Origin of the sequence: Maribacter sp. 1_2014MBL_MicDiv, from assembly GCF_001865655.1 — a bacterium.
In the GTDB taxonomy this organism is placed as follows: Bacteria; Bacteroidota; Bacteroidia; order Flavobacteriales; family Flavobacteriaceae; genus Maribacter; species Maribacter dokdonensis.
In genome coordinates this window covers 2,057,707-2,081,478 of sequence record NZ_CP011318.1, presented here as the reverse complement: position 1 = coordinate 2,081,478, position 23,772 = coordinate 2,057,707, and the positions used below count along the sequence as shown (strand labels likewise).

Below are 23,772 nucleotides of genomic sequence, written 5' to 3'. Positions count from 1 at the left end.
CATTATAATGAAACAGTTTTATTTCCTATTACTAATCGGTATTTCTATAGTATCGGCACAGGTTCAACCAACTACATCTGAAAAAATAGATGAATCATTGATTGCCAAACAGGCTATGGATACCAATTCACTGGTCAAAAATATTCCATTAAAAAATATAGGTCCTTCTGTAATGAGTGGTCGTGTAGTAGATTTAGCGGTCAACGACAACAACCCAACAGAATATTACGTAGCATACGCTTCTGGTGGATTGTGGTACACCAACAATAACGGCAACACCTTTACTCCGGTAATGGATGAAACCCAAACCCAGAATCTTGGTGACATTGCGGTTCATTGGCAAAGCGGAACCATTTGGGCAGGCACGGGAGAAAATAACTCATCGCGTTCATCATACGCCGGTATCGGAATTTTAAAGTCTACCGATAAGGGTAAAACCTGGCAACATATGGGCTTATCAGATTCGCACCATATTGGGCGCATTATAGTAAATCCTGATAATGCAAATGAAGTAACCGTAGGCGTTACCGGTCATTTATATTCTCCTAACGAAGAACGCGGCATTTACAAAACCTCAGATGGCGGTAAAACTTGGAAAAAAACTTTGTTCATTGATAACAATACAGGCATCATCGATGTTGCGGTTTCCCCTAATAATTATCAGATACAATACGCAGCAGCTTGGCAAAAAGATAGAAAAGCATGGAATTTTAGCGGTAGCGGAGAAGGTTCTGGCATTTACAAAAGTACAGATGCCGGCACCACTTGGACAAAAATTTCAACACCCTCAAGTGGCTTTCCTACGGGAGAAGGAGTTGGTAGAATTGGCTTGGCCGTTTTTGATGACAACATTCTTTATGCCGTTCATGACAATCAATTTAGAAGAGAAAAATCCAAAGAAAAAAAGGAGAAACAGTCGGGCTTAACAAAAGATGATTTTAAATCGCTCTCCAAAGAACAGTTCTTGGCCCTGAACGACAAAGAGCTGAACGAATTTCTGAAAACCAATAATTTTCACGAAAAATATAGAGCTGCCAATGTCAAGCAAATGGTACGTAGTAATGCCGTACAACCGGCAGACTTGGCGTTATATTTAGAAGATGCCAACAGTATGTTGTTCGATACGCCGGTTATTGGTGCAGAAGTCTACCGAAGTAATGATGGCGGTAAAACTTGGTCAAAACAAAACGAAGACTATATAGACGACCTTTTTTATAGCTACGGGTATTATTTTGCCCAAGTTACTGTTGATCCTAATAATGTTGATGCCATTTACTTAGCCGGTGTACCCATTATAGCTTCTAAAGATGGCGGCAAAACATATACGTCAATAAATGGTGACAACGTTCATGCAGATCACCATGCATTATGGATCAATCCAAAATTACCCGGTCATCTCATTAACGGGAATGATGGCGGAGTTAACACGAGCTACGATGACGGTAAAAATTGGTTTAAGAACAACTCTCCCACAGTTGGTCAATTTTATGCCATTGCCGTAGATAATGAAAAACCATATAACATATATGGCGGATTACAAGATAACGGAGTTTGGATGGGACCACACAATGCAGAGGAAAACAGCGAATGGCAGCAAACAGGGCAATACCCTTGGAAATCCATTTTAGGCGGAGACGGTATGCAAGTAGAGATTGACGATCGCAACGCTAATATCGTTTACACGGGATATCAATTCGGAAATTATTTTAGAATCGATTTAGAAAAAGACCAAAGAAATTATATTCAACCAAAACATGAGCTAGGCGAGGCTCCTTACCGTTTCAACTGGCAAACTCCTATTTTACTTTCTCCCCATAACCAAGATATTTTATATATGGGCAGTAATAAAATGCATCGTTCCTTAAATAAAGGAGACACATGGGAAACTATCTCAGTTGACCTGACCCAAGGAGGAAAACAAGGTAATGTAGCCTATGGTACCTTGACCACAATTTCTGAATCTACCTATAAATTCGGATTGTTATATACCGGTAGTGATGATGGTTTAATTCAACGAACTGATAACGGTGGTGGTAGTTGGATAACCGTATCTAATAACCTACCTCAAAATTTATGGGTAAGCAGGGTCATTGCTTCAAAACATAACGAAAATAGAGTATATGCTACATTAAACGGATACCGTTCAGACGACTTTACTCCCTATGTTTTTGTAAGTGATGACAAAGGGTCTACTTGGAAAAACATTTCTAATAACATACCTACATCTGCCGTGAATGTTATAGTAGAAGACCCTGAAAATGAAAACCTTTTATTTGTTGGTACGAATAATGGCTTATACGTTTCATTGGATAGGGGAACAACATGGCAGTCTTTCCAAAATGGAATGCCCTATGTTGCCATTCATGATTTAGTCATACAACAAGATGCTAAACATTTAGTGGTGGGTACACATGGTAGAAGTATTTATACCGCAAATATCGCTGCGATTCAAAATTTGACTTCAGAAGTTCAGAACAAAGCACTGCACGTATATGCGCTAGAAAATATTAAACATTCTTCACGTTGGGGTAATTCTTGGAGCTCATGGTCAAAACCTAGAACACCAGGATTAGACATCACCTTCTACTCTGATAGTTATGATGTGTATGAAGCCAAAATAATATCTTCAGATGATATCGTAGTGAGTGAAACTGAAATTATTGCAGACAAAGGTTTAAATGTTTTATCCTATGATGTTGCTTTCTCTAAAATTGGCAAGATGAATTACCTTAAAAAACACAAAACCGTTTTAAAACAAGCTGATAATGGGAGCACCTATCTACCAAAAGGAACCTATACCATAGAAATCAAAGGAAACGGAACTGTTGAAAAAACAACTTTTGATATAGAATAGTACAATGAAAATAGTAGATTGGAACGAGCTACCGGAACTAGGTGTTAGCCATGACCCAAGTATTAAGAAAAAGACATTGATAAATCGTGGTGAAATACCACAATTAATGATGTACGGTACCGCTGTTTTCAAGCCTGGTCAAAAAGTTGAACTTCATAAACATGATACTATGTTTGAAGTTTTTCATATACAGACCGGTAAAGCCGTATTTACTATTTCAGGAAAGGATTATGAGGTTGGCCCTGGAAAATGCATTACCATAACCCCTGGTGAAATACATGGCCAACACAACCCATTTGACCAAAATGTAACTTGGACTTATTTTGGAATAGCTACGGATTAAGAATTATTATTTATGGAACTCACTTTAGGCATACCGGCACTACTTTTCCCTGCCATTTCATTGACAATGTTGGCATACAATGCAAGATACTTGGCTATTGCCGCATTAATACGCCAATTACATCAAAAATATCAAGAAACTGCATCGCAATCCGTTGGCCTACAAGTTCAAAAATTACGTAAACGACTCACCATTATAAAAAACATGCAAGCCACTGCGATCTTCAGCTTTTTATTGGCGGTAATAACAATGACCCTTATTTATGTAGAACTTACATTTTGGGCAAATTTGATATTTAGCATTAGTTTATTTGCGCTAATGGTGTCTTTGGTCTTATCCTTGATCGAGGTGCAGCTATCGACAAAAGCACTAGAAATACAGCTAAAGGATATGGAGAACTAATGGAGTTACTTGTTTAAAGAACCCCAAACCAATTACCTTACCGTTCATCGATGTTTTTATAAGCTATTTAACTAATATCCAGTATATTTGCCGTCCGATAATTAATTGGCATGAAAAAAGTTCGAGATCTCGAATTAATTAATCAAATACGGGAAATAAGGGAGTTTGAATTTGGTGTATTCTATTTCTTTAAAGGCGGTATTGTAATATCTGAAATGCACGAAGGTGTTCTCTTCAGATGGGATAATGCAAAAAAAGCCGTTTATGCCGCCCAAGAAATTTACGACGATCATATTCCATTCATTTATATTGCCAATAGAATCAATAGATATCATGTAGCTCCGTTTGACTGGTTCAAGTTCTACAAAAATAGGTTTGATATGCAACATATTGCTGCGGTAGGTCCTTTAAAAGGTCATGCGTTAAGCATGTTCTTAAAAAAATTAATCTTCCCAAAAAGGATAAAAAGGTTCGTAGATTTAGACAAAGCTGTGGCTTGGGCAACTGAAATTTCCGAAAAATTTACGGAATCAGTAAATTAACATTATAATTTTGTTGAAAGATTAATTATTTGAAAGCCTTATTTACAAAAAAATCTTAAACATCTTCAAAATAGATTTTATAATCAGTCTAAATAGACATACTAAATCCTGTTAATTCTTGTTAATAACTAGCTTGTGATGTAAATTCGCATATAAAATTATCAACTAATGAGCGGATTTTTTAAATCTTCGATTGGTAGAAAGTACGCAATGGCACTTTCTGCTTTCTTTTTAATGTTTTTTCTACTTCAGCATTTTGCAATTAACATTTTATCGGTTTTCAGTCCTAATGCCTTCAATGAAGCTTCGCACTTTATGGGTACATTTTGGGCCGTACAATATGTTCTGCAGCCTGTTTTAATTTTCGGTGTAATCTATCATTTTGTGATGGGTTTCATCTTAGAAGCCAAAAACAGAAGTGCTAGGGTAAAAAAATACGCAAAAAACAATGGTGCTGCCAATTCATCATGGATGAGCCGTAATATGATTTACAGCGGTTTGTGCATTTTGGCATTTTTGGTACTTCACTTTATTGATTTCTGGATCCCAGAAATCAATACAAAATATATTCAAGGCGATATGTCCGGTTTATTGGGTAACGGTGAAGGCTTTCGTTATTATGAGGAACTTGCCCATAAGTTTGAAAGCCCATTACGTGTTGGCGCTTATGTAATCGCCTTCGTATTCTTATCGTTACACCTAATGCATGGCTTTAGTTCTGCATTTCAGTCTGCCGGTGCAACGAGCATGAGAAAAGAAAAATTACAATTGTTTGGTAAAGCGTATTCGATTTTAATTCCGTTAGGATTTATTTTCATTGCACTTTTTCATCATTTTAATCATCATTAATACCTATTACTTATGTCTGTATTAGACTCAAAAGTACCTAAAGGTCCGTTGAAAACGAAGTGGACCGATTATAAGAACCATATAGATTTGGTAAACCCTGCCAACAAACGTAATATAGATGTTATTGTAGTTGGAACAGGATTGGCGGGTGGTTCTGCTGCTGCAACTTTAGCAGAATTAGGCTATAATGTAAAAACATTTTGCTATCAAGATTCTCCAAGAAGGGCACACTCTATTGCTGCACAAGGTGGTATTAACGCAGCAAAAAATTACCAAGGTGATGGTGATTCTACATACCGTTTATTTTACGATACCGTAAAAGGTGGTGATTACCGTTCAAGAGAAGCAAATGTATATAGATTAGCAGAAGTTTCTGCAAATATTATTGACCAGTGTGTGGCACAAGGGGTTCCTTTTGCACGTGATTATGGCGGACTATTAGACAACCGTTCATTTGGTGGTGTATTGGTTTCAAGAACTTTTTACGCCAAAGGTCAAACCGGACAACAATTATTATTAGGTGCTTATTCTGCAATGAACAGACAAATTGCCCGTGGTAAAATTACCCCGTTCAATCGTCATGAAATGTTAGATGTAGTAAAAGTTGATGGTAAGGCTCGTGGTATTATTGCCCGTAACTTGGTTACCGGTGAAATTGAGCGCCACTCTGCACATGCAGTGGTTATTGCCTCTGGTGGATATGGTAATGTATATTTCCTGTCGACCAACGCAATGGGATCTAACGCAACGGCTGCTTGGAAAATCCATAAAAAAGGAGCGTTCTTTGCCAACCCTTGCTATACTCAAATTCACCCAACCTGTATTCCACGTTCAGGTGACTATCAGTCTAAACTGACTTTGATGTCAGAATCTTTACGTAACGATGGTCGTATTTGGGTTCCTAAAAGCCTAGAAGATGTTAAAGCAATTCGCGAGGGCAAAAAGAAACCTACAGATTTATCTGAAGACGAAAGAGATTATTACTTAGAAAGAAGATATCCTGCATTTGGTAACCTAGTACCACGTGATGTTGCATCAAGAGCAGCAAAAGAACGTTGTGATGCCGGTTTTGGTGTAAATGCTACCGGTGAAGCTGTTTATTTGGATTTTGCCTCTGCTATTGAAAGATATGGTAAAGAGCAAGCTAAAATTCATAACATCAACAATGCTTCTGCTGACAAAATATATGAACTAGGTGCGGCTATAGTAAAAGCGAAATACGGTAACCTTTTTCAGATGTACGAAAAAATCGTAGATCAAGATCCGTACAAAACACCAATGATGATTTACCCTGCAGTACACTATACCATGGGTGGTGTTTGGGTTGATTATAATTTAATGACTACTGTTGATGGTCTTTACTGTATTGGTGAAGCTAACTTCTCTGATCACGGTGCCAACAGGTTAGGTGCCTCTGCGTTAATGCAAGGTCTTGCAGACGGTTATTTTGTATTACCATATACCATTGGCGATTACTTATCCAATGAAATTAGAACTGGTAAAATTGCTACTGATTCCCCTGAATTTGATGAAGCAGAAAAATCTGTAAAAGATAGAATTGATTTCTTCATCAATAATAAGGGACAACATTCTGTTGATTATTACCACAAAAGACTAGGTAAGATTATGTGGGATAAATGTGGTATGTCCCGTAATGCGGAAGGTTTAAAAGAAGCTGCAAAAGAAATTAAGGAACTAAGAGAAAGTTTCTGGAAAGAAGTTAATGTTCCAGGTGCTGCCAACGAAATGAACCCTGAATTGGAAAAAGCGGGTCGTGTAGCAGATTTCTTGGAGTTGGGTGAATTGTTCGCAAAAGATGCCTTGGTAAGAGAAGAATCTTGTGGAGGACACTTTAGAGAAGAATCCGTTGAAATTGGCGGGGAACAAGCAGGCGAGGCAAAACGTAACGATGCTGAATTTGCCTTTGTTTCGGCTTGGGAATATAAAGGAGAACCTGGTGATGCTGTTTTACATAAAGAGCAATTAGAGTTCAACGAAATAGAATTAAAACAAAGAAGTTATAAGTAGTTGATGGTTGCTAGTTGCTGGTTTTAATGAACCAACAACGAACAACGAACAACCAAAAACGAAATAATTATGAATCTGACATTAAAAATCTGGAGACAAAAGGGACCAAAAGATAAAGGTTCTATGGTCGATTATAAGGTAACGGATATATCTGAACATATGTCTTTCTTAGAAATGATGGATGTTCTTAACGAGCAATTGATCAACCAAGGAGAAGAACCAGTAGCTTTTGACCATGATTGTCGTGAAGGTATTTGTGGTATGTGTTCAATGTATATTAATGGTGAGGCCCACGGTCCTGACAGAGGTGTTACAACCTGTCAATTACACATGCGTATGTTCAAAGATGGCGACACGATCACTATTGAGCCATTTAGAGCAAAGGCATTTCCTGTAATTAAAGATTTAGTGGTAGACAGAAGTTCTTTTGATCGTATTCAGCACGCTGGTGGATATATTTCTGTAAACACTTCTGGTAATACCCAAGATGCAAATGCCATTCCTATTTCAAAGCAAGCAGCTGATGAAGCTATGGATGCCGCTACCTGTATTGGTTGTGGAGCTTGTGTAGCAAGTTGTAAAAATGCCTCTGCAATGTTATTTGTTGGTGCAAAAGTATCACAATATGCATTATTACCTCAAGGTCAAGTAGAAGCCGTAGATCGTGTGAAGAACATGGTAGCACAAATGGATTTGGAAGGTTTTGGTAACTGTACCAATACCGGTGCTTGTGAGATTGAATGTCCTAAAGGAATTTCTTTAGAGAATATTGCAAGAATGAACCGCGAATATTTAAGTGCTAACGTTAAAAGTTAGACTTAAAAATCATAAAATTTTAAAAATCCCGACCATTAAGGTTCGGGATTTTTTATTTTTAAGATATGTCAAAAGACTATAAACAAGAGCGAATTAAAGTACCACGATTCAATGAGGAATCTGGTTTTTACACTACTCCACAACGTTCTAAGATAATGAGCAAAATACGGGGTAAGAACACCAAACCCGAACTTGCCTTTAGAAAAGCCCTTTATGCCGCTGGATATAGATATCGCATTGATTATAAAAAGCTAATAGGCAAACCAGATATAGCACTGCCTAAGTACAAAACAGTAATATTCATTGATGGTGAATATTGGCATGGCAAAAATTGGGAAGAGCGTAAACCAAAAATTAAGACCAATCGTGATTTTTGGATTGCAAAAATTGAACGTAATATACAACGCGATCAAGAAGTCAACCAAGAACTAAAAAGATTAGGATACACTGTTTTTAGGTTCTGGGAAACCCAAGTGAAAAAGGATCTTGAAAATTGCTTACAAATAACTATAAGCCATCTAAATTCTTTTGAAAAGAGCACAAAATAATATGTTTAAAGTTCTTTTAGCAAATGTTTAACCCTTGAAACCTCTTTATTAATAAGGCTTTAACGGACATTACTCCCTTTGGTGTGTAACTTAGTATCCAAGAAATTATTAATCGTTAAAAACTATATATTATGAAGAGGATAGCAATATTAGCTACAAATGGATTTGAAGAAAGTGAATTAAAATCTCCAAAAGAAGCCATGGAGAAAGAAGGCTTTAACGTAGACATTGTAAGTATAGAAAAAGGAGAAATAAAAGGTTGGGCAGACGGTAACTGGTCTAACAGTTACACCGTAGATAAAACCTTGAACGAAGTTAGAGCTGAGGATTATAATGCATTGGTATTACCTGGCGGAGTAATTAACCCAGATTTACTTAGAAGGGAAGAAACGGCTTTAGATTTTGTACGAGACTTTTTTAAATTGAAAAAACCTGTAGCAGCTATTTGCCATGCACCATGGACATTGATTAGTGCAGGTGTAGTAAAAGGAAGAAAAATGACTTCATTTCACTCCATTAAAGATGACTTAATAAATGCAGGAGCTGATTGGGTAGACCAAGAAGTTGTTGTTGACGAAGGATTCGTGACAAGTAGAAATCCGGATGATTTACCTGCTTTTAATTCTAAATTAGTTGAAGAAATAAAAGAAGGAAAGCACGAAATGCAACATGCATAATGCATCTGAAGTGGAATGTAGAAGCCCCGCCATTTGGTTGGGCTTTTTTTATGTCCGTAGTTAAAATTCATACATTTACTATTATGAACTATGCACATCTTATAAACGCATCAAAATTACCAGATGTAAAGACGACGATTTTCACAACAATAGGCAATCTTGCAAGAAAACATGATGCCATTGATCTATCTCAAGGATTCCCAAATTTTGAGGCAGATGAGAAACTAAAATCCTTGGTAAGCCATGCTATAGATCAAGGCTATAACCAATATGCACCCATGCCTGGTTATTTTGGCTTAAGACAAATTATTTCCGATAAAATAAACACACTACATAACAAACATTACAACCCAGAAAAAGAAATAACCGTAACCATAGGTGCAACTGAAGCTATTTTTACGGCTATTACAGCCTTTATTAGCAAAGGTGATGAGGTTATCGTTATAAAACCTGCTTACGACTGTTATGAGCCCGCTATTCTTCTTAATGGTGGCATTCCAGTGTATGTACAACTCAATGCACCAGACTATAGTATAGATTGGGAAGCCTTTCAGGAAAAAATCACCAGTAAAACTAAAATGGTGATTTTAAATACACCCCATAACCCCAGTGGAACGGTTTTATCTAAATGGGATATGGAGCAACTACAGACCATTTTAAAACCTACCAACATCATATTATTAAGTGATGAAGTTTATGAACATATTATTTTTGATGATCAAGAGCATGAAAGCGCATCAAGATATCCAGAACTGGCTAATAGAAGTTTTGTGTGTGCCTCTTTTGGCAAAACTTTTCATGTTACCGGTTGGAAGGTAGGGTATTGCGTAGCACCAAATGAACTAATGGCCGAATTTAGGAAGGTGCATCAATTTGCGGTATTTTGTGTAGACCATCCTGTTCAACGGGCATTAGCAACTTATTTACAAAACCCTTCCAATTATCTACATTTGAATGATTTTTACCAGGAAAAACGAGATTTATTTCTTAATGGGATAAAATCGTCCAAGTTTAAATATAAGCCATCACAAGGAACGTACTTTCAATTATTGGATTACACCGCTATATCCATGGAATTTGATGAAGCTATGGGTGAACGCTTAATTAAACAAAACGATATAGCCTCAATTCCTATTTCATCGTTCAATGTTGAAAATAGAAATGACCATATGCTCAGGTTCTGCTTTGCAAAAAAGACAGCTACCCTTGAAAAGGCAATTGAGATTTTGAACAGCCTATAAGCTTCAATTTATAAGGCAGCGTTTACTTTCTTCATAAATGCTCCAATTTTATTCGGTTCTAACCAACGTGTAACGACTACAAGATCATTTTCTTTATCTATAACTATAAAATTACCTCCAAAACCGGCAGCGTAATAAATGTTTTCAGATAATCCTTCCCAATGTCTTGCACCCTTTTTATTCAACCACCACATATACCCATAGTTACTATTAGGTATGGATGGTGTTGTTGCCTTTCTAATCCAATCTTCGGAAATCAATTGTTTATTTTCCCACCTACCATTATTTAAGAACAACAGACCAAAGCGTGCCATATCTTGGGTACTGATAAACATTCCTGCCCCTGAATGACCTCCTCCAGTAACCGATTTCATTTGTAGACCATCTATCTCTGTCCATGCATTATCATAGCCATACCAACGCCATGTAGTAGATGCCCCAATATTATCCATAATATTTTCCTTTAGCACCAACGGCATTGGTTTACGCCAAACCTGGGTTAGGGAATATGCCAAAACATTTACACGAACATCATTATATTCCATAACAGTACCTGGCTCTTTGGGCATTTCCATTTTCCAGTCATCAATATTTCCTTTACTTGGCGGTCTATCTGCCCAGTCCTTACCTCCCCATAGCTCACCTGACCAAGCCGAGTTTTGCTGTAGCAGATGTTCCCATGTAATTTTGGAATTATGGACACCATCAAATGTACCGTCCCATACGTAATCACCCACCAAATTTTTGGTGTCTTCAATGAGACCTTGGTTTTCTGCTAGACCAGCCATGGTGCTTAAAAAGCTTTTAGTTACACTAAAGGTCATATCTACTCTCTTTGTATCTCCCCACTGTGCAACCACATAGCCATTCTTTAAAATCATACCAGCAGATCCGCCTCTTTTTTTTGTAGGTCCCAATATTTTATGAAAAGGTTCGCGCTCAAAACCCTTAACAATTGCTATACGTAAATCTCTAGATCCAGAGTATTCATTATCTTCTGCAAAAGCAATAGCTTCTTGCAATAATGCGTCTTTAATTTTAAAATCTTTTGGAGCACGCTGTTCCCAAGAAGCGTTCGCATTGGGAAAGTAATAATCTTGAGCATGAATATTTCCAATTAAGAAAATAGTCAAAACAATGATAAGAGAATATTTCATAAATGTTGGTTTAAAGTTACAAGGTACTTAAATCGAACTGCATTAACCAATCGGTCTGTTCATCTGAGCCTATGAAATACGGGTGGGTATCAAATTTTATAAAACCGTGACGTTTATAAAATTTAATTGCCCTTACATTTTCTTCCCATACCCCTAACCATAGCATTTTCTTATTTTTTACTAATGCTATATTTTTAATGTGATGCAAAAATTGTTTCCCTAAACCTAAATTTTGATACTCCTTTAAAACATAGATGCGTTCCAACTCTATGCTATCATCTCTTCTAACGTCTGATTGCGCAGAAAGCACGTTGAGTTTAAAATAACCCACCAATATATCATTTCTGAATACGAAATAAAACTCGCTGTTGGCATTTAAAAGTTCAGATTTAATTTTATTAAGGGCAAAAGCCTTTTCTATATAATCTTTAAAATCTGCGGGGTCGTTATCTTTTTCAAAGGCATTTACGAAGGTCTGCTCAGAAATCAATCTTAATTGTTCCGCATCTTTAAGAGAACATTTAGTAAATGTGAGTTCCATATTACTAAAATAGAAAAAGGAGCAAATTACTTTGCTCCTAATCGGGGGAAATTCTATAAAAAGGTTGATTTGATAACTTATCTGTTTTTAATACCGCTCTACAAAAGCGGTATTATTATTCGCGGGCATTTTTCATATGCGAACTTTTATTGTTTCTCTGCAAATAATTTTCCTTCTGTTCTCATTAAAATAGTACCATCGGCGGTTTCTTCCATTTTTACAAAATCGTCGGGGAAATCTGTGCCTGGATAGCTTACTATATAAATTCCGTCGTGAACACTCCAACTGAAATCTGTTAGGTAAACCACTTGACCCTTGTTATAGCCATGAAACCTACCTAAATAGACGTCATTGAAAATCCATTCCTCATTATCAACCACCATTTTATTTTCATTGGTAGCAGTTTTCACTGTATGCTGCCAAATACCGATTATGGGGTCATTGTTCTCCTCTATTTTGGAACATGAGGTAACCAGTACCATCAGAACCAGGCAATTAAATACATACTTCATATTAGGTTAAGTTTCAAAAGCAATTTGGGATTCACTCTTAATTACCATACAAATATATGTAGTCTTTTTCTTACAAAATAATATTTGTGGTAAAACTTAGGAAAACTGTTGTGAACTTCTATTGATTGGTTTATGAATTGAGAACCGTAATAATATTTAAAGAAATATCTGGACATGGTGCAAAAAAAAAGAGCGACTAATATGTCGCTCTTTTTTTAATTCTTTAAAACTTATTTATAGCATAAACAGCTTTTTAGTAAGTCTAAGAAATCCGCTTAAAAAGTCATTTCTGTAAACCTGTACCTTATGTTCTGGTGTAATGTTGTTTGTTTGAGAATTCATGGTGGCTAAGTAATTAATGGATTAAGGGTTTTATTGAGACCTAAAGATATATTTGTTTCCCCTAATTCTAACAAAAATTGTTGTGTATAGAATATAACATGTTGTGAAAAAAATGAAAAGCACATTTCACCGATGAATTCACGGTATTCTAAACTTCCATTTCTTTAACCTGATCAGGTACAATTAACTGACCTTCCGTAGTCTTCTTAATTTCATCAACACTAACACCGGGCGCGCGCTCTAACAATAGAAATCCGTTCTCGGTTACCTCTAGAACAGCTAAGTTGGTAACTATCTTTTTTACGCAACCCACACCCGTTAATGGCAGACTGCAACGTTTTAACAGCTTAGAATCCCCAGCTCTATTGGTATGCATCATGGCAACTATGATATTCTCCGCTGAAGCTACAAGATCCATAGCACCACCCATTCCCTTCACCATTTTACCGGGTATTTTCCAATTGGCTATATCGCCATTCTCAGCAACTTCCATTGCCCCCAAAATAGTCAAATCAACATGCTTACCCCTTATCATGGCAAAGCTTGTTGCCGAGTCGAAAAAAGAAGCTCCAGGTAATGCAGTTATCGTTTGTTTACCGGCATTGATCAAATCTGCATCTTCTTCTCCTTCCACTGGAAAGGGACCCATACCTAAAATTCCGTTTTCACTTTGAAACTCCACGCTAATATCATCTCGCACATAATTTGCGACCAAGGTAGGAATACCAATACCTAGATTAACATAATAACCGTCTTCTACTTCTTGTGCAATTCTTTTTGCAATTCCGTTTTTATCTAACATGAGCTTATTTTTGACGTACAGTTCTTTGTTCTATTCTTTTCTCATAACCCTTACCCTGAAATATGCGTTGCACAAAAATACCAGGTATATGTATTTGGTTTGGATCCAACTCACCTTCGGGCACCAACTCTTCTACCTCCGCAACGGTAATTTTAGCTGCTCCACACATACAAGGATTAAAATTACGTGCCGTACCTTTAAAAATTAAATTTCCGGCAGCATCTCCCTTCCAAGCTTTTACAAAAGCATAATCTGCCTTAAATGCTTCTTCTAAAATGTACATTTTACCATTGAATTCTCTAACCTCCTTACCTTCGGCTACTTCTGTACCATATCCAGCAGGAGTATAAAATGCAGGAAAACCAGCCTGGGCAGCCCTACATTTTTCAGCTAATGTGCCCTGTGGTGTCAACTCTACCTCTAACTCACCACTTAACATTTGTCTTTCAAATTCATCGTTTTCACCAACGTAAGAAGATACCATTTTCTTAATTTGATGTTGATGCAACAATAATCCCAAGCCAAAATCATCGACTCCCGCATTATTGGATATACAGGTAATATCCTTTACACCCAATCTTACTAGTTCAGTAATTGCATTTTCGGGTATACCGCAAAGACCAAATCCGCCCAACATAAAGGTCATTCCATCTTTAACGCCCGCTAATGCTTCGGTTACATTATTTACAGTTTTACGTATCATTTTGTTATTAATTATCTTGTTACTAAAATACCGAATATAAATGGGATAAAATAAAAAAAGGTCTTGGCGTACGCCAAGACCTTTTTTAAATACTTTACATTATCTCTTAAAAATCCAAATCATCTAGATCATCATCTGTGTCCGATTCAGTATTAGTGCCTTCTACAAATTTATCGCAATCAATTTCAATGGACATATTTTCAGGTTTAACAAAGTCTTCTTTTGAAATACCCAACTCCTCATCAGCATAATTCTTGGTCATATATAGCCCCCATATAGGCAAAGCCATAGAGGCACCTTGACCATATGTGATGCTTTTAAAGTGAACCGATCTTTCTTCACCGCCAACCCAAACACCGGTAACAAGATTAGGCACCATACCCATAAACCAACCATCACTATTGTTTTGAGTAGTACCTGTTTTACCCGCAATAGGGTTGGTTAACTTATAAGGATAGCCCGTTATAATTTCATCATACTCCGGTCTCCATTTATTAAACCCAGTTGTTCTTAAACGTGTACCTGAACCACCTTGGGTTACACCCTTCATTAGGTCTAAAATAGCATAAGAAACATCTTTACTTAAAACATCTTTTGTTTCTGGTACATACTCATATAGTACGGTACCATCTTTATTTTCAATACGTGTAACCATAACAGGCTTAACATATACACCTTGATTTGCAAAGGCACCATATGCACCAACCATTTCATATACATTAACATCTAACGTACCTAAAGCAATTGAAGGTACTTCTAGAATATCTCCCGTAAGACCAAGATTACGTACCATGCTCACTACAGATTTTGGTCCCACCTCATCAATCAATTGTGCCGTAACGGTGTTTACAGAGTTTGCTAAGGCTTTCTTTAAAGAATAGCTATTACCAGAATATTTAAGGTTAGAGTTTCTTGGACACCAAGGCTCCATGTTACCGTGTTTGCCCGCTTCTATACAATATTGTGTATCTGGGCGAGTTTCACAAGGAGATAGCCTTAACTGGTCTATAGCGGCAGCATATACAAAAGGTTTAAACGTAGAACCTGCTTGTCTTGCTCCTTGAATTACATTATCATATTGAAAATGCTTGTAATTAATACCACCTACCCATGCTTTTACATGACCCGTTTGTGGTTCCATGGACATCATTGCCGTTCTTAAAAATGCCTTATAATAACGAATAGAGTCTCGCGGAGTTAAAATAGTATCTTTTTCTTTTGTTGGACTTTTCCAATCAAAAACGGTCATCTCTGTTTTCTTATCAAAAGACTCTCGAATCTCCTTTTCAGATTTGCCCTCGCTTTTCATAATCTTCCATCGATCGGAATTTTTCATAGCCCGTTCCATAATTGCCTTCGTTTCTTCTGGTGTAATATCCAAGAAAGGCGCGGTTTTATTTCTATCCGGTGTATTTTGATGAAAGAACTCCGCTTGCAATTTTGTCATGTGCTCATTGACCGCTTCTTCTGCATTAGCCTGCATTTTAGAATCAATGGTAGTGTAAATTTTGAGTCCGTCTAAATACAAATTATACTTGTCCGGTTCATCACCAATGGCTGGCTTTGGATTTTTATCGATCCAATCTTTCATGAAACGTTGCAAATACATTCTAAAATATGTAGCTAGACCTACGCTATGTGTTTCAGGATTGTAATTGATATCCATTTTCATCGCTTGAAGCGAATCTTTCTCAACTTCGGTGATGTAATCATATTTTGCCATTTGGGCAAGAACAACATCCCTACGGGTCTTTACCATTTCTTCTCTGCGCAATGGATTAAAAAGCGATGAGTTCTTGAACATGCCCACCAACATAGCAGATTCTTCAATTTTAAGATCTTTAGGTTCTTTACCAAAATATATACGAGCAGCCGATCTAATACCATCTGCGTTGTTACCAAAATCATAGATATTGAAATACATACTTATGATTTCTTCTTTGGTATAACTACGCTCTAACCGAATAGCAAGTACCCATTCTTTTATTTTTTGTTTTATAGCATCGAACTTGCTTCTAGAACGAACCCCAACGAAAAGCTGACGCGCCAATTGCTGCGAAATGGTACTGGCACCACCTTTACTTCCCAAATATGCGAATGCCCTTACTGTACCACGAGCATCAATACCCGAATGGTCTCTAAAACGAGCATCTTCCGTTGCAATAAGTGCATTCACCAGATTATCCGGAAGTTCTTCAAACTTTACATCTGTACGGTTATCATCTAAATAAAACTTACCCAAAAGTTTGCCATCTGAAGATATAATCTGTGATGCCAAATTGGTTTGTGGATTCTCTAAATACTCATAGGGTGGCAATTCACCGAACAGCCCCCATGAGGCAGATAAAAATATTAGTGCCACTAAGGCAATACCAGATGCAAATAAGATCCAAAACCACAAGATGAATTTGGAAAAATTGTTGGTTGTTTTCTTTTTTACCGCTTTTGCCATTTTTTAAGGGGTGCTTTTTGTTACTTCTATACCTACATCAGTAATACCTTCTAAGTTAATAATACCAGAAACATTACCGTTTTTACGCATTGCTTGGGATACCTCAATAGTATATACGCCAGAAGAGGAAAAAACGATGTTTTCCTTATACCACAATTTACTTTCCATTATACTACCGTTACCCTTGCCCAACCATGTACCGTCTGGTAAAGACATGGCATATTCAAGTGTGTCTTTAGTAACCTCACCTTCAGGTGTAGTTAGAGCTGCAATAATAAATAAATTACTATATGGAAAGGTATTGTCGTTTCTTACATTGATAAAGATATCATGTTCCGTAACGGTATCCATTTCACTTAGAGAAAACTCTAAAATATTATCCTTGTTCCAAACACCATCTTCCAATGTTCGGTATTCAGATTTTATAATATTGCTGTCACAAGAAGCAAAGAGCACAAGTGCTAAAAAACAACAAAATATACTACGCATTCTTCTTTTGATTTCTATTACGATTTCTATTCTTGTTCTTATTACGATTTCGATTCTTGTTCTTGTTTCTGTTCTTGTTCCTGTTTCCTCCGCCTTTAGGCTTATCAAAACGGGTAAGACTATCTTGACCAACAACATTCTCAAAAACTACTTTTTCCTCTACTACAATTTCCATTGCGTACATTTCAAGGCTAGCTACCTTTTCCTTCTTTTTATTTTTTTGAAGGATTTCATTGACCTGATCTTTAGAAAGCACGTGCCAATTGCCCGGATCCTCTTTATAAGAGAACCAAAGCATTTCTTTAAAAATATCCGTTTTTTGACAGAAAGCTAAACCCTTCTCCGTAAACAACTTTGTATCTTGGGAAGGAAAGTCTTTAAGCGCATCTAAATACACATCTAGCTCATAATTTAAACAGCACTTAAGTTTACCACATTGACCTGCCAACTTTTGCGGATTCAATGATAATTGTTGGTAGCGTGCCGCAGAAGTACTTACCGATCTAAAATCGGTCAACCAAGTAGAACAACATAATTCTCTACCACAAGAACCTATACCACCAAGACGCTGGGCTTCTTGCCTATAGCCTATTTGACGCATTTCTATTCTAATGCCAAAGGCCTTAGCCATATCTTTTATCAACTGACGAAAATCTACACGCTCATCTGCCGTATAATAGAACGTAGCTTTAGAGCCATCACCTTGAAACTCAACATCGGAAATTTTCATTTGAAGTTTTAAGATAATAGCTATTTCCCGTGCTCTTTTCTTAATTTCTTCTTCTCGATCTCTACATTTTTGCCAAATATCAATGTCTTTTTGGCTGGCTTTTCTATAGATTTTAGGAGCCTCTTCTTTAAAGGATTCCTTTTTTCGTTTCATTTGCACACGAACAAGCTCACCCGTTAAGGTAACCATGCCAATATCATGACCAGACTGTGCTTGTGTGGCAACTATATCACCAATGGAAAGTGAGAGATTTTCAGTATTCCTAAAAAACTCTTTTCTACTATTTTTAAATCTTACCTCAACAAAATCGAATGGTCGTTCCCCATTTGGGAGCGACATATTTGAAAGCCAGTCAAAAACTGTCAGTTTATTGCAACCATCTGTACCGCAAGTACCGTTATTCTTGCATCCCTTTGGTTGTCCATCCTTACCGGTAGAACAACTACTACAACCCATATTATATATATTGATTTGGTCGAATTTTCTAAAATTCACCAAAAAAGGTTCATAAAAAACTTATAGGTAAAGATACAGTTTTTTTAATGTGAAATAAAAGCTAAGTTCTCTCTAACCGTTTTAAAAAGCTTCAATAATTATTAGTCGCCCATAGGGTTATCACAACAAAAGAGTGTTCAAAAAGCAAGCTTTAGACACCTAAAACAGCCTTAGCTCTGACGTTTACTATACAAACGAAGCTCTATTTTTTAAACTTCAACACCTCAGACCGTCCTTTCTTGAATATCTTATTGCTGACTACCTTACCTTTTCTTAGCGCCTTTTGCTCTTCATACGGTAACTCATGTACTTCTTTGCAAGCATCTGAACAACAATTATTCATCTTTTCCGCACAAGACTTACATTGAATAAATAATAAGTGGCAAGCTTCATTGGCACAGTTCACGTGATCATCGCAAGGTGCGCCGCATTGGTGGCAATTGGCAATGATGTCATCGCTAATACGCTCTCCCCTTCTGTGATCAAAAACAAAGTTCTTACCTCTAAACTTATTTTCAAGTTTCTTTTGTTCCACTTGTCTGGTATATTCAATAATACCCCCTTCTAACTGATATACCTGCTCAAAACCTTTATGTTTATAATAAGCACTGGCTTTTTCACATCTAATGCCACCGGTACAGTACATTACAAGTTTCTTGTCTTTCTTATGATCTGACAAGTCCTTTTCAATGATATCCAACGAATCTCTAAACGTATCAACATCTGGAGTTATGGCGTTTTTAAAATGACCTATTTCACTTTCATAATGGTTACGCATATCCACTAGCACAGTATCTGGATCTTCAATAAGCTCATTGAACTGTTCTGCCCCCACGTGAATACCCTTGTTGGTTACATCAAAAGAATTATCCTCTAATCCATCGGCTACAATTTTCTTGCGCACTTTTACTTTTAGTTTCAAGAAAGAAAGGTTGTCTTGTTCTATGGCAATGTTCAATCTAACATTCTCCAAAAATGAAATACTGTCTAAATGTGCCTTAAAAACACTGAAGTTTTCTGCAGGAACAGAAAGTTGGGCGTTTATACCTTCATGGGCCACATAAATTCGCCCAAGAACGTCCATTTCATTCCAATGGATGAAAAGGTGATTTCTAAAAATAGTGGTATTACCAATGTGTGCATAGGTATAGAAAGAGATTGTAAGGCGCTCCTTACCCGCTTCTTCAATTAAAGCCGCTCTTTCTATTGCACTTAACGTATTGTACAGTTGCATGCTATACTAATAATTTAAGCCTGCCCATAGGCAGAAGGTTATAGAAAATTTTTGAAGGGCAAAAATAACGATAATTCTGAAGAAACCCCTATTTAATTAAGGTTTAACACCTTATATAAATTAAAAAGAGCCCTGTTTATAAACAAGGCTCTTTAAAGGCTATCCCATTTTTTCTTTTTCATAACATTCTTAGAGAGTACAAAAGGAAATAGCCACCAATAATCGCCAACACTAAACAGCGATCTATAACCAATAAAGCAACTTCTATTTTTAAATAGATGTCAAATACATAAATTGGTTGCGTAAACGGTTTCAATATTATATAGTTCAAAAAAGAATTGGTAATTTAGCTTTCCAAAAAATTATGAAAATGAGTTCTGAAAAAGAAGCAAAATTAAAAGCATTAAAGTTGACCCTTGACAAAATGGATAAGACCTACGGAAAGGGCGCTGTAATGAAAATGGGGGATAGTGTTGTTGCAGATGTTGAAGTGATTCCTTCTGGCTCATTAGGTTTAGATATTGCCTTAGGTGTAGGCGGTTACCCAAGAGGTAGGGTAATTGAAATTTACGGACCGGAATCTTCTGGTAAAACCACCTTGACCCTACATGCCATTGCCGAGGCTCAAAAAAATGGAGGTATTGCGGCATTTATTGATGCAGAACATGCCTTTGACCGTTTTTACGCTCAAAAATTAGGGGTAGATATTGACAATTTAATTATTTCTCAACCAGATAATGGGGAGCAAGCACTAGAAATTGCAGACAATCTAATACGTTCTGGAGCTATTGATATTGTTGTTGTGGATTCCGTTGCGGCATTAACCCCAAAAAGTGAGATCGAAGGTGAAATGGGTGACTCTAAAATGGGGCTTCATGCACGTTTAATGTCACAAGCGCTTAGAAAACTTACCGGTTCTATCAGCAAAACAAATTGTACTGTAATTTTCATTAACCAATTACGTGAAAAAATTGGTGTTATGTTCGGTAACCCAGAAACCACTACTGGTGGTAACGCCCTTAAATTTTATGCTTCCGTTCGTTTAGATATTAGAAGATCTACTCAAATAAAAGATACCGATGGTAACGTACAAGGAAACAAAACAAGGGTTAAAGTTGTAAAGAACAAGGTTGCACCACCTTTCCGTACTACAGAATTTGATATTATGTATGGCGAAGGTATTTCTAAAGTTGGCGAGGTAATAGACCTAGGTGTTGAATATGAAATAGTAAAAAAGAGTGGTTCTTGGTTTAGCTATGGCGACACAAAATTAGGTCAAGGTCGTGATGCGGTTAAAAACCTATTATTGGATAATCCTGAATTATTTGAGGAATTAGATGGCAAGATCAGAGAAGCCATTGCAGCCTTAAATGCATAAATTCAATAAAAATACTTTAGCAAAAGTAACTTAACGCAACCATTGCACTTACTTTTCATCTTATAAACAAAACTGTTATATGATGAGAAAAAAGATAATGCTGCTGGCAACTGTCATGGCATTTCTATGCAATGGTTGTTCTATTGATGATGATGGCGCCAATTTCCATTTTACAGCGCTGGAAATTGTAGAAGCAGAAGTACCAGAATCGTTTGATTTAAACGAAACCTACAAAATATCTGTAGATTATTTAAAACCAGATAGCTGTACGTATTACGAAGGGTTTGATGTTGTAAAGGATTCCTTGACCGTTAGAAGCGTAGTTGCCATAGGCACCGTAAGAACAGATTTCGATGATTGCACTGAAGAATTAATACAGGAAACTGCATCTTTTAACTTTCAGGTAATCTATGATAAACCATATACATTTAAATTTTATACCGGAAATAATAGTGACGGAGAGGCAGAATATATGGAAATTGTAGTTCCAGTAAACAAACCTTAAAAACAACCGACCATTTGTGAGTCTAGAAGAACTCATACATAATTGCAAAAAAGGAGACCGCAAAGCGCAGGAACTATTGTATAGAGCCTACGCAACTACCCTCTTTGGCATATGTTTAAAATATTCAAAATCCAAATCTCAAGCAGAAGACACCCTACATGATAGCTTTATGACCATTTATGACAAAATAGGTCAGTTTAAAAACAAAGGTTCTTTTGAAGGATGGATGAAAAGAATTACGGTCAATACCGCTCTTCAAAAATATAGAAAAGAAGAGTATTTAAATGTAGTTACGGATAACACAGAAGAAGAAGTAACCGTAGATAACGCCTTTAGCGATATAAGTCTACAAACCCTCTTGGGCTACATACAAGAATTGCCCAACAAATACAGAGCTACATTCAATTTATATGTTTTGGATGGATACACCCATAAAGAGATCAGCGAAATACTGGGTACTTCGGTAGGTACTTCAAAATCCAATCTCGCAAGGGCGCGCGCATTATTAAAAGAAAAAATAGAAACAAAGGTAACACAGTCCATTATTAGTGTCCTTATCATAATATCAAATCACTTTTTATAATCTAACATGATTATAGACTGAAATAGTACTAGATGCAGAGAAAAAATATAGACGAACTTTTTCGAGATAAACTCTCGGACTTCAAACAAGCACCGGACAATAAGGTCTGGCGCGCGATTGATGCGTCATTAGACAAAAGAAAAAAGAGAAGGGTGATACCTATATGGTGGTCATTAAGTGGAATAGCGGCAGCTTTATTGATCGGATTATTGATTTTTAATCCGCTTACAGAAGAACCAACTACCAATGAGATTTTGGTGGAAACTGACAATGCCCCTACAACCATTGATGACATTCAACCGAACATCAAAAATGAGGTCTTTATCGACTCCATAACTACCAATTCAAATGCCATTGTTGAGCAAAGCATAACTAATGAAGAATCTGTAAATGATCCTGAAGACAGCTCATTAAACCCGGAAAAACAAACCAATACATCTACAGTTTTAACCAAAAAAATCAACTATAAAAAGGCTCATACCACAGACCATATTGCCAAAAACAATACTATTGACCAAGAAACCAATGCTTCATCACAAGAAACTTTAATTGCCGAAAACATCTCTAAAGAAGGCTTTGATCAAAACAACACGGAAAATCCGCTAAACGAAGATTTGAATTCAAGCGAAGCCATGGCAATCAACAAAAGAGAATCCTTTAAATCTCTAAACACGGATAGTCTTAAAGAAGAACATACCGTTACTGCCAACACCCCTATTGAAGAAACTACTGAAACAGTTGAACCCAACAAAAAATCAATTTTTGAGGAAATAGAACACCAAGAAGAATTGAAAAAGGAAAAAGTAGCGACCAATAGATGGTCCGCAGGTCCAAATGTTGCACCAGTATATTTTAATGCACTTGGTGAAGGTTCTCCAGTCAATTCTATTTTTACTCCTAATACCAAAAGTGGTAATATAAATATGAGTTACGGTGTAACCGTGGCTTATGCCGTGACTAAAAAACTAACTATTCGTTCTGGGATCAATAAAGTTGATTATGGTTATGACACGGAAGATGTAGCATTTTCCTCTTCTTCCAGTTTAGCTTCTAAAGGTGGTCAATTATCCACAATTAATTATGCCGAAACCTCAAATACATTGACAATTGCAAGTAACATTGTTACTTCTGAAAAGTATACCACTACCAATTTAGCCCAAGATGTTACAGCAAAAAGCCCTACAAGAGATGGGTTTATGTCTCAACAGTTTGGCTATTTAGAGCTTCCTGTAGAATTGAATTATGCCCTATTGGATAAAAAATTCGGGGTAAACATTATTGGCGGTGTCAGTTCACTTTTCTTAATAGATAATGCCGTATCGTTAACATCTGGAGATCTAACTACTGAAATTGGAGAGGCAAACAATATTAACGACCTTAATTTTAGTGCCAATATGGGTCTAGGGTTAAATTATAATTTTTCACAAAAAGTCCGTTTTAATGTTGAACCCATTTTCAAATACCAGCTCAACACATTTTCTGATGTAAATGGAACATTTAGACCGTATTCTGTTGGCGTTTATAGTGGCCTAACTTTCAAATTTTAAAA

At 36.7% G+C, this 23,772-nt stretch carries 23 protein-coding genes; 14 read left to right on the top strand and 9 right to left on the bottom strand.

What is annotated here, in order from left to right:
• Positions 1 to 7: 7 nt before the first annotated feature.
• The 10 genes from YQ22_RS08765 to YQ22_RS08720 all read left to right on the top strand — a co-directional run bounded on the left by YQ22_RS08765 (position 8) and on the right by YQ22_RS08720 (position 10,300).
• Positions 8 to 2,854: a WD40/YVTN/BNR-like repeat-containing protein gene (locus YQ22_RS08765; RefSeq protein WP_071340886.1), complete on the top strand. Its 2,847-nt coding sequence runs from the start codon at positions 8 to 10 to the stop codon at positions 2,852 to 2,854.
• Between the two features lie 4 nt (positions 2,855 to 2,858).
• Positions 2,859 to 3,197 (top strand): cupin domain-containing protein, encoded by a 339-nt coding sequence (locus YQ22_RS08760; protein ID WP_071340885.1) that lies wholly within the window; start codon positions 2,859 to 2,861, stop codon positions 3,195 to 3,197.
• Positions 3,198 to 3,209: 12 nt separating this feature from the next.
• On the top strand, positions 3,210 to 3,599 hold the full coding sequence (locus YQ22_RS08755; RefSeq protein WP_058104488.1) for a DUF2721 domain-containing protein: 390 nt from the start codon (positions 3,210 to 3,212) through the stop codon (positions 3,597 to 3,599).
• Between the two features lie 110 nt (positions 3,600 to 3,709).
• A complete protein-coding gene (locus YQ22_RS08750) occupies positions 3,710 to 4,141 on the top strand; it encodes a hypothetical protein (protein WP_071340884.1) in 432 nt (143 codons plus the stop codon).
• Between the two features lie 168 nt (positions 4,142 to 4,309).
• Entirely contained in the window at positions 4,310 to 4,990 is a 681-nt protein-coding gene (locus YQ22_RS08745; protein ID WP_071340883.1) for a succinate dehydrogenase cytochrome b subunit, read from the top strand.
• A 12-nt stretch (positions 4,991 to 5,002) separates the two neighbouring features.
• Complete coding sequence (locus tag YQ22_RS08740; protein ID WP_071340882.1) at positions 5,003 to 7,018, top strand: fumarate reductase/succinate dehydrogenase flavoprotein subunit; 2,016 nt, start codon at positions 5,003 to 5,005, stop codon at positions 7,016 to 7,018.
• 69 nt (positions 7,019 to 7,087) lie between these two features.
• Entirely contained in the window at positions 7,088 to 7,834 is a 747-nt protein-coding gene (locus YQ22_RS08735) for a succinate dehydrogenase/fumarate reductase iron-sulfur subunit (RefSeq protein ID WP_071340881.1), read from the top strand.
• A gap of 65 nt (positions 7,835 to 7,899) precedes the next feature.
• Complete coding sequence (locus tag YQ22_RS08730) at positions 7,900 to 8,382, top strand: very short patch repair endonuclease (RefSeq protein ID WP_058104493.1); 483 nt, start codon at positions 7,900 to 7,902, stop codon at positions 8,380 to 8,382.
• A gap of 131 nt (positions 8,383 to 8,513) precedes the next feature.
• Entirely contained in the window at positions 8,514 to 9,059 is a 546-nt protein-coding gene (locus tag YQ22_RS08725; protein WP_071340880.1) for a type 1 glutamine amidotransferase domain-containing protein, read from the top strand.
• A complete protein-coding gene (locus YQ22_RS08720; protein WP_335626985.1) occupies positions 9,059 to 10,300 on the top strand; it encodes a methionine aminotransferase in 1,242 nt (413 codons plus the stop codon). Before YQ22_RS08725 ends, YQ22_RS08720 begins: the two co-directional genes overlap by 1 nt.
• Positions 10,301 to 10,308: 8 nt before the next feature.
• Here the strand turns inward: YQ22_RS08720 and YQ22_RS08715 are convergent, their stop codons facing one another.
• The 9 genes from YQ22_RS08715 to trhO form a co-directional block, all read right to left on the bottom strand.
• Positions 10,309 to 11,457 (bottom strand): serine hydrolase domain-containing protein, encoded by a 1,149-nt coding sequence (locus tag YQ22_RS08715; protein WP_071340879.1) that lies wholly within the window; start codon positions 11,455 to 11,457, stop codon positions 10,309 to 10,311.
• 16 nt (positions 11,458 to 11,473) lie between these two features.
• Positions 11,474 to 11,998 (bottom strand): GNAT family N-acetyltransferase, encoded by a 525-nt coding sequence (locus YQ22_RS08710; RefSeq protein ID WP_071340878.1) that lies wholly within the window; start codon positions 11,996 to 11,998, stop codon positions 11,474 to 11,476.
• Positions 11,999 to 12,144: 146 nt separating this feature from the next.
• Positions 12,145 to 12,510 (bottom strand): hypothetical protein, encoded by a 366-nt coding sequence (locus tag YQ22_RS08705; protein ID WP_071340877.1) that lies wholly within the window; start codon positions 12,508 to 12,510, stop codon positions 12,145 to 12,147.
• Positions 12,511 to 13,000: 490 nt separating this feature from the next.
• A complete protein-coding gene (locus tag YQ22_RS08700) occupies positions 13,001 to 13,654 on the bottom strand; it encodes a CoA transferase subunit B (protein ID WP_071340876.1) in 654 nt (217 codons plus the stop codon).
• 4 nt (positions 13,655 to 13,658) lie between these two features.
• Complete coding sequence (locus YQ22_RS08695; protein WP_071340875.1) at positions 13,659 to 14,357, bottom strand: CoA transferase subunit A; 699 nt, start codon at positions 14,355 to 14,357, stop codon at positions 13,659 to 13,661.
• A 106-nt stretch (positions 14,358 to 14,463) separates the two neighbouring features.
• Positions 14,464 to 16,809, bottom strand: a complete 2,346-nt coding sequence (locus YQ22_RS08690) for a penicillin-binding protein 1A (protein ID WP_071340874.1) — start codon at positions 16,807 to 16,809, stop codon at positions 14,464 to 14,466.
• 3 nt (positions 16,810 to 16,812) lie between these two features.
• Positions 16,813 to 17,298 carry a gliding motility lipoprotein GldH gene (locus YQ22_RS08685; RefSeq protein ID WP_071340873.1) on the bottom strand — a complete coding sequence of 162 codons (486 nt, stop codon included), beginning with the start codon at positions 17,296 to 17,298 and terminating at the stop codon, positions 16,813 to 16,815.
• Complete coding sequence (locus YQ22_RS08680; protein WP_071340872.1) at positions 17,291 to 18,484, bottom strand: PSP1 domain-containing protein; 1,194 nt, start codon at positions 18,482 to 18,484, stop codon at positions 17,291 to 17,293. Before YQ22_RS08680 ends, YQ22_RS08685 begins: the two co-directional genes overlap by 8 nt.
• Before the next feature lie 241 nt (positions 18,485 to 18,725).
• Positions 18,726 to 19,757 carry an oxygen-dependent tRNA uridine(34) hydroxylase TrhO gene (gene trhO / locus YQ22_RS08675; protein ID WP_071340871.1) on the bottom strand — a complete coding sequence of 344 codons (1,032 nt, stop codon included), beginning with the start codon at positions 19,755 to 19,757 and terminating at the stop codon, positions 18,726 to 18,728.
• A 370-nt stretch (positions 19,758 to 20,127) separates the two neighbouring features.
• Between trhO and recA the strand changes: the two genes are divergently transcribed.
• From recA to YQ22_RS08655, 4 genes are all read left to right on the top strand, one after another.
• Complete coding sequence (gene recA / locus YQ22_RS08670) at positions 20,128 to 21,135, top strand: recombinase RecA (protein ID WP_058105109.1); 1,008 nt, start codon at positions 20,128 to 20,130, stop codon at positions 21,133 to 21,135.
• A 79-nt stretch (positions 21,136 to 21,214) separates the two neighbouring features.
• The gene (locus tag YQ22_RS08665) at positions 21,215 to 21,640 is read left to right on the top strand and encodes a hypothetical protein (RefSeq protein WP_071340870.1); all 426 of its coding nucleotides are present in this window, start codon (positions 21,215 to 21,217) and stop codon (positions 21,638 to 21,640) included.
• A gap of 16 nt (positions 21,641 to 21,656) precedes the next feature.
• Positions 21,657 to 22,223 carry an RNA polymerase sigma factor gene (locus YQ22_RS08660; RefSeq protein ID WP_071340869.1) on the top strand — a complete coding sequence of 189 codons (567 nt, stop codon included), beginning with the start codon at positions 21,657 to 21,659 and terminating at the stop codon, positions 22,221 to 22,223.
• Positions 22,224 to 22,255: 32 nt separating this feature from the next.
• Complete coding sequence (locus tag YQ22_RS08655) at positions 22,256 to 23,770, top strand: outer membrane beta-barrel protein (protein WP_071340868.1); 1,515 nt, start codon at positions 22,256 to 22,258, stop codon at positions 23,768 to 23,770.
• Positions 23,771 to 23,772: the final 2 nt, after the last annotated feature.

Coding starts and splice junctions, on each gene's coding strand:
- YQ22_RS08765 (WP_071340886.1), top strand. CDS start 8: ATGAAACAGTTTTATTTCCTATTACTAATCGGTATTTCTATAGTATCG.
- YQ22_RS08760 (WP_071340885.1), top strand. CDS start 2,859: ATGAAAATAGTAGATTGGAACGAGCTACCGGAACTAGGTGTTAGCCAT.
- YQ22_RS08755 (WP_058104488.1), top strand. CDS start 3,210: ATGGAACTCACTTTAGGCATACCGGCACTACTTTTCCCTGCCATTTCA.
- YQ22_RS08750 (WP_071340884.1), top strand. CDS start 3,710: ATGAAAAAAGTTCGAGATCTCGAATTAATTAATCAAATACGGGAAATA.
- YQ22_RS08745 (WP_071340883.1), top strand. CDS start 4,310: ATGAGCGGATTTTTTAAATCTTCGATTGGTAGAAAGTACGCAATGGCA.
- YQ22_RS08740 (WP_071340882.1), top strand. CDS start 5,003: ATGTCTGTATTAGACTCAAAAGTACCTAAAGGTCCGTTGAAAACGAAG.
- YQ22_RS08735 (WP_071340881.1), top strand. CDS start 7,088: ATGAATCTGACATTAAAAATCTGGAGACAAAAGGGACCAAAAGATAAA.
- YQ22_RS08730 (WP_058104493.1), top strand. CDS start 7,900: ATGTCAAAAGACTATAAACAAGAGCGAATTAAAGTACCACGATTCAAT.
- YQ22_RS08725 (WP_071340880.1), top strand. CDS start 8,514: ATGAAGAGGATAGCAATATTAGCTACAAATGGATTTGAAGAAAGTGAA.
- YQ22_RS08720 (WP_335626985.1), top strand. CDS start 9,059: ATGCATCTGAAGTGGAATGTAGAAGCCCCGCCATTTGGTTGGGCTTTT.
- YQ22_RS08715 (WP_071340879.1), bottom strand. CDS start 11,457: ATGAAATATTCTCTTATCATTGTTTTGACTATTTTCTTAATTGGAAAT.
- YQ22_RS08710 (WP_071340878.1), bottom strand. CDS start 11,998: ATGGAACTCACATTTACTAAATGTTCTCTTAAAGATGCGGAACAATTA.
- YQ22_RS08705 (WP_071340877.1), bottom strand. CDS start 12,510: ATGAAGTATGTATTTAATTGCCTGGTTCTGATGGTACTGGTTACCTCA.
- YQ22_RS08700 (WP_071340876.1), bottom strand. CDS start 13,654: ATGTTAGATAAAAACGGAATTGCAAAAAGAATTGCACAAGAAGTAGAA.
- YQ22_RS08695 (WP_071340875.1), bottom strand. CDS start 14,357: ATGATACGTAAAACTGTAAATAATGTAACCGAAGCATTAGCGGGCGTT.
- YQ22_RS08690 (WP_071340874.1), bottom strand. CDS start 16,809: ATGGCAAAAGCGGTAAAAAAGAAAACAACCAACAATTTTTCCAAATTC.
- YQ22_RS08685 (WP_071340873.1), bottom strand. CDS start 17,298: ATGCGTAGTATATTTTGTTGTTTTTTAGCACTTGTGCTCTTTGCTTCT.
- YQ22_RS08680 (WP_071340872.1), bottom strand. CDS start 18,484: ATGGGTTGTAGTAGTTGTTCTACCGGTAAGGATGGACAACCAAAGGGA.
- trhO (WP_071340871.1), bottom strand. CDS start 19,757: ATGCAACTGTACAATACGTTAAGTGCAATAGAAAGAGCGGCTTTAATT.
- recA (WP_058105109.1), top strand. CDS start 20,128: ATGAGTTCTGAAAAAGAAGCAAAATTAAAAGCATTAAAGTTGACCCTT.
- YQ22_RS08665 (WP_071340870.1), top strand. CDS start 21,215: ATGATGAGAAAAAAGATAATGCTGCTGGCAACTGTCATGGCATTTCTA.
- YQ22_RS08655 (WP_071340868.1), top strand. CDS start 22,256: ATGCAGAGAAAAAATATAGACGAACTTTTTCGAGATAAACTCTCGGAC.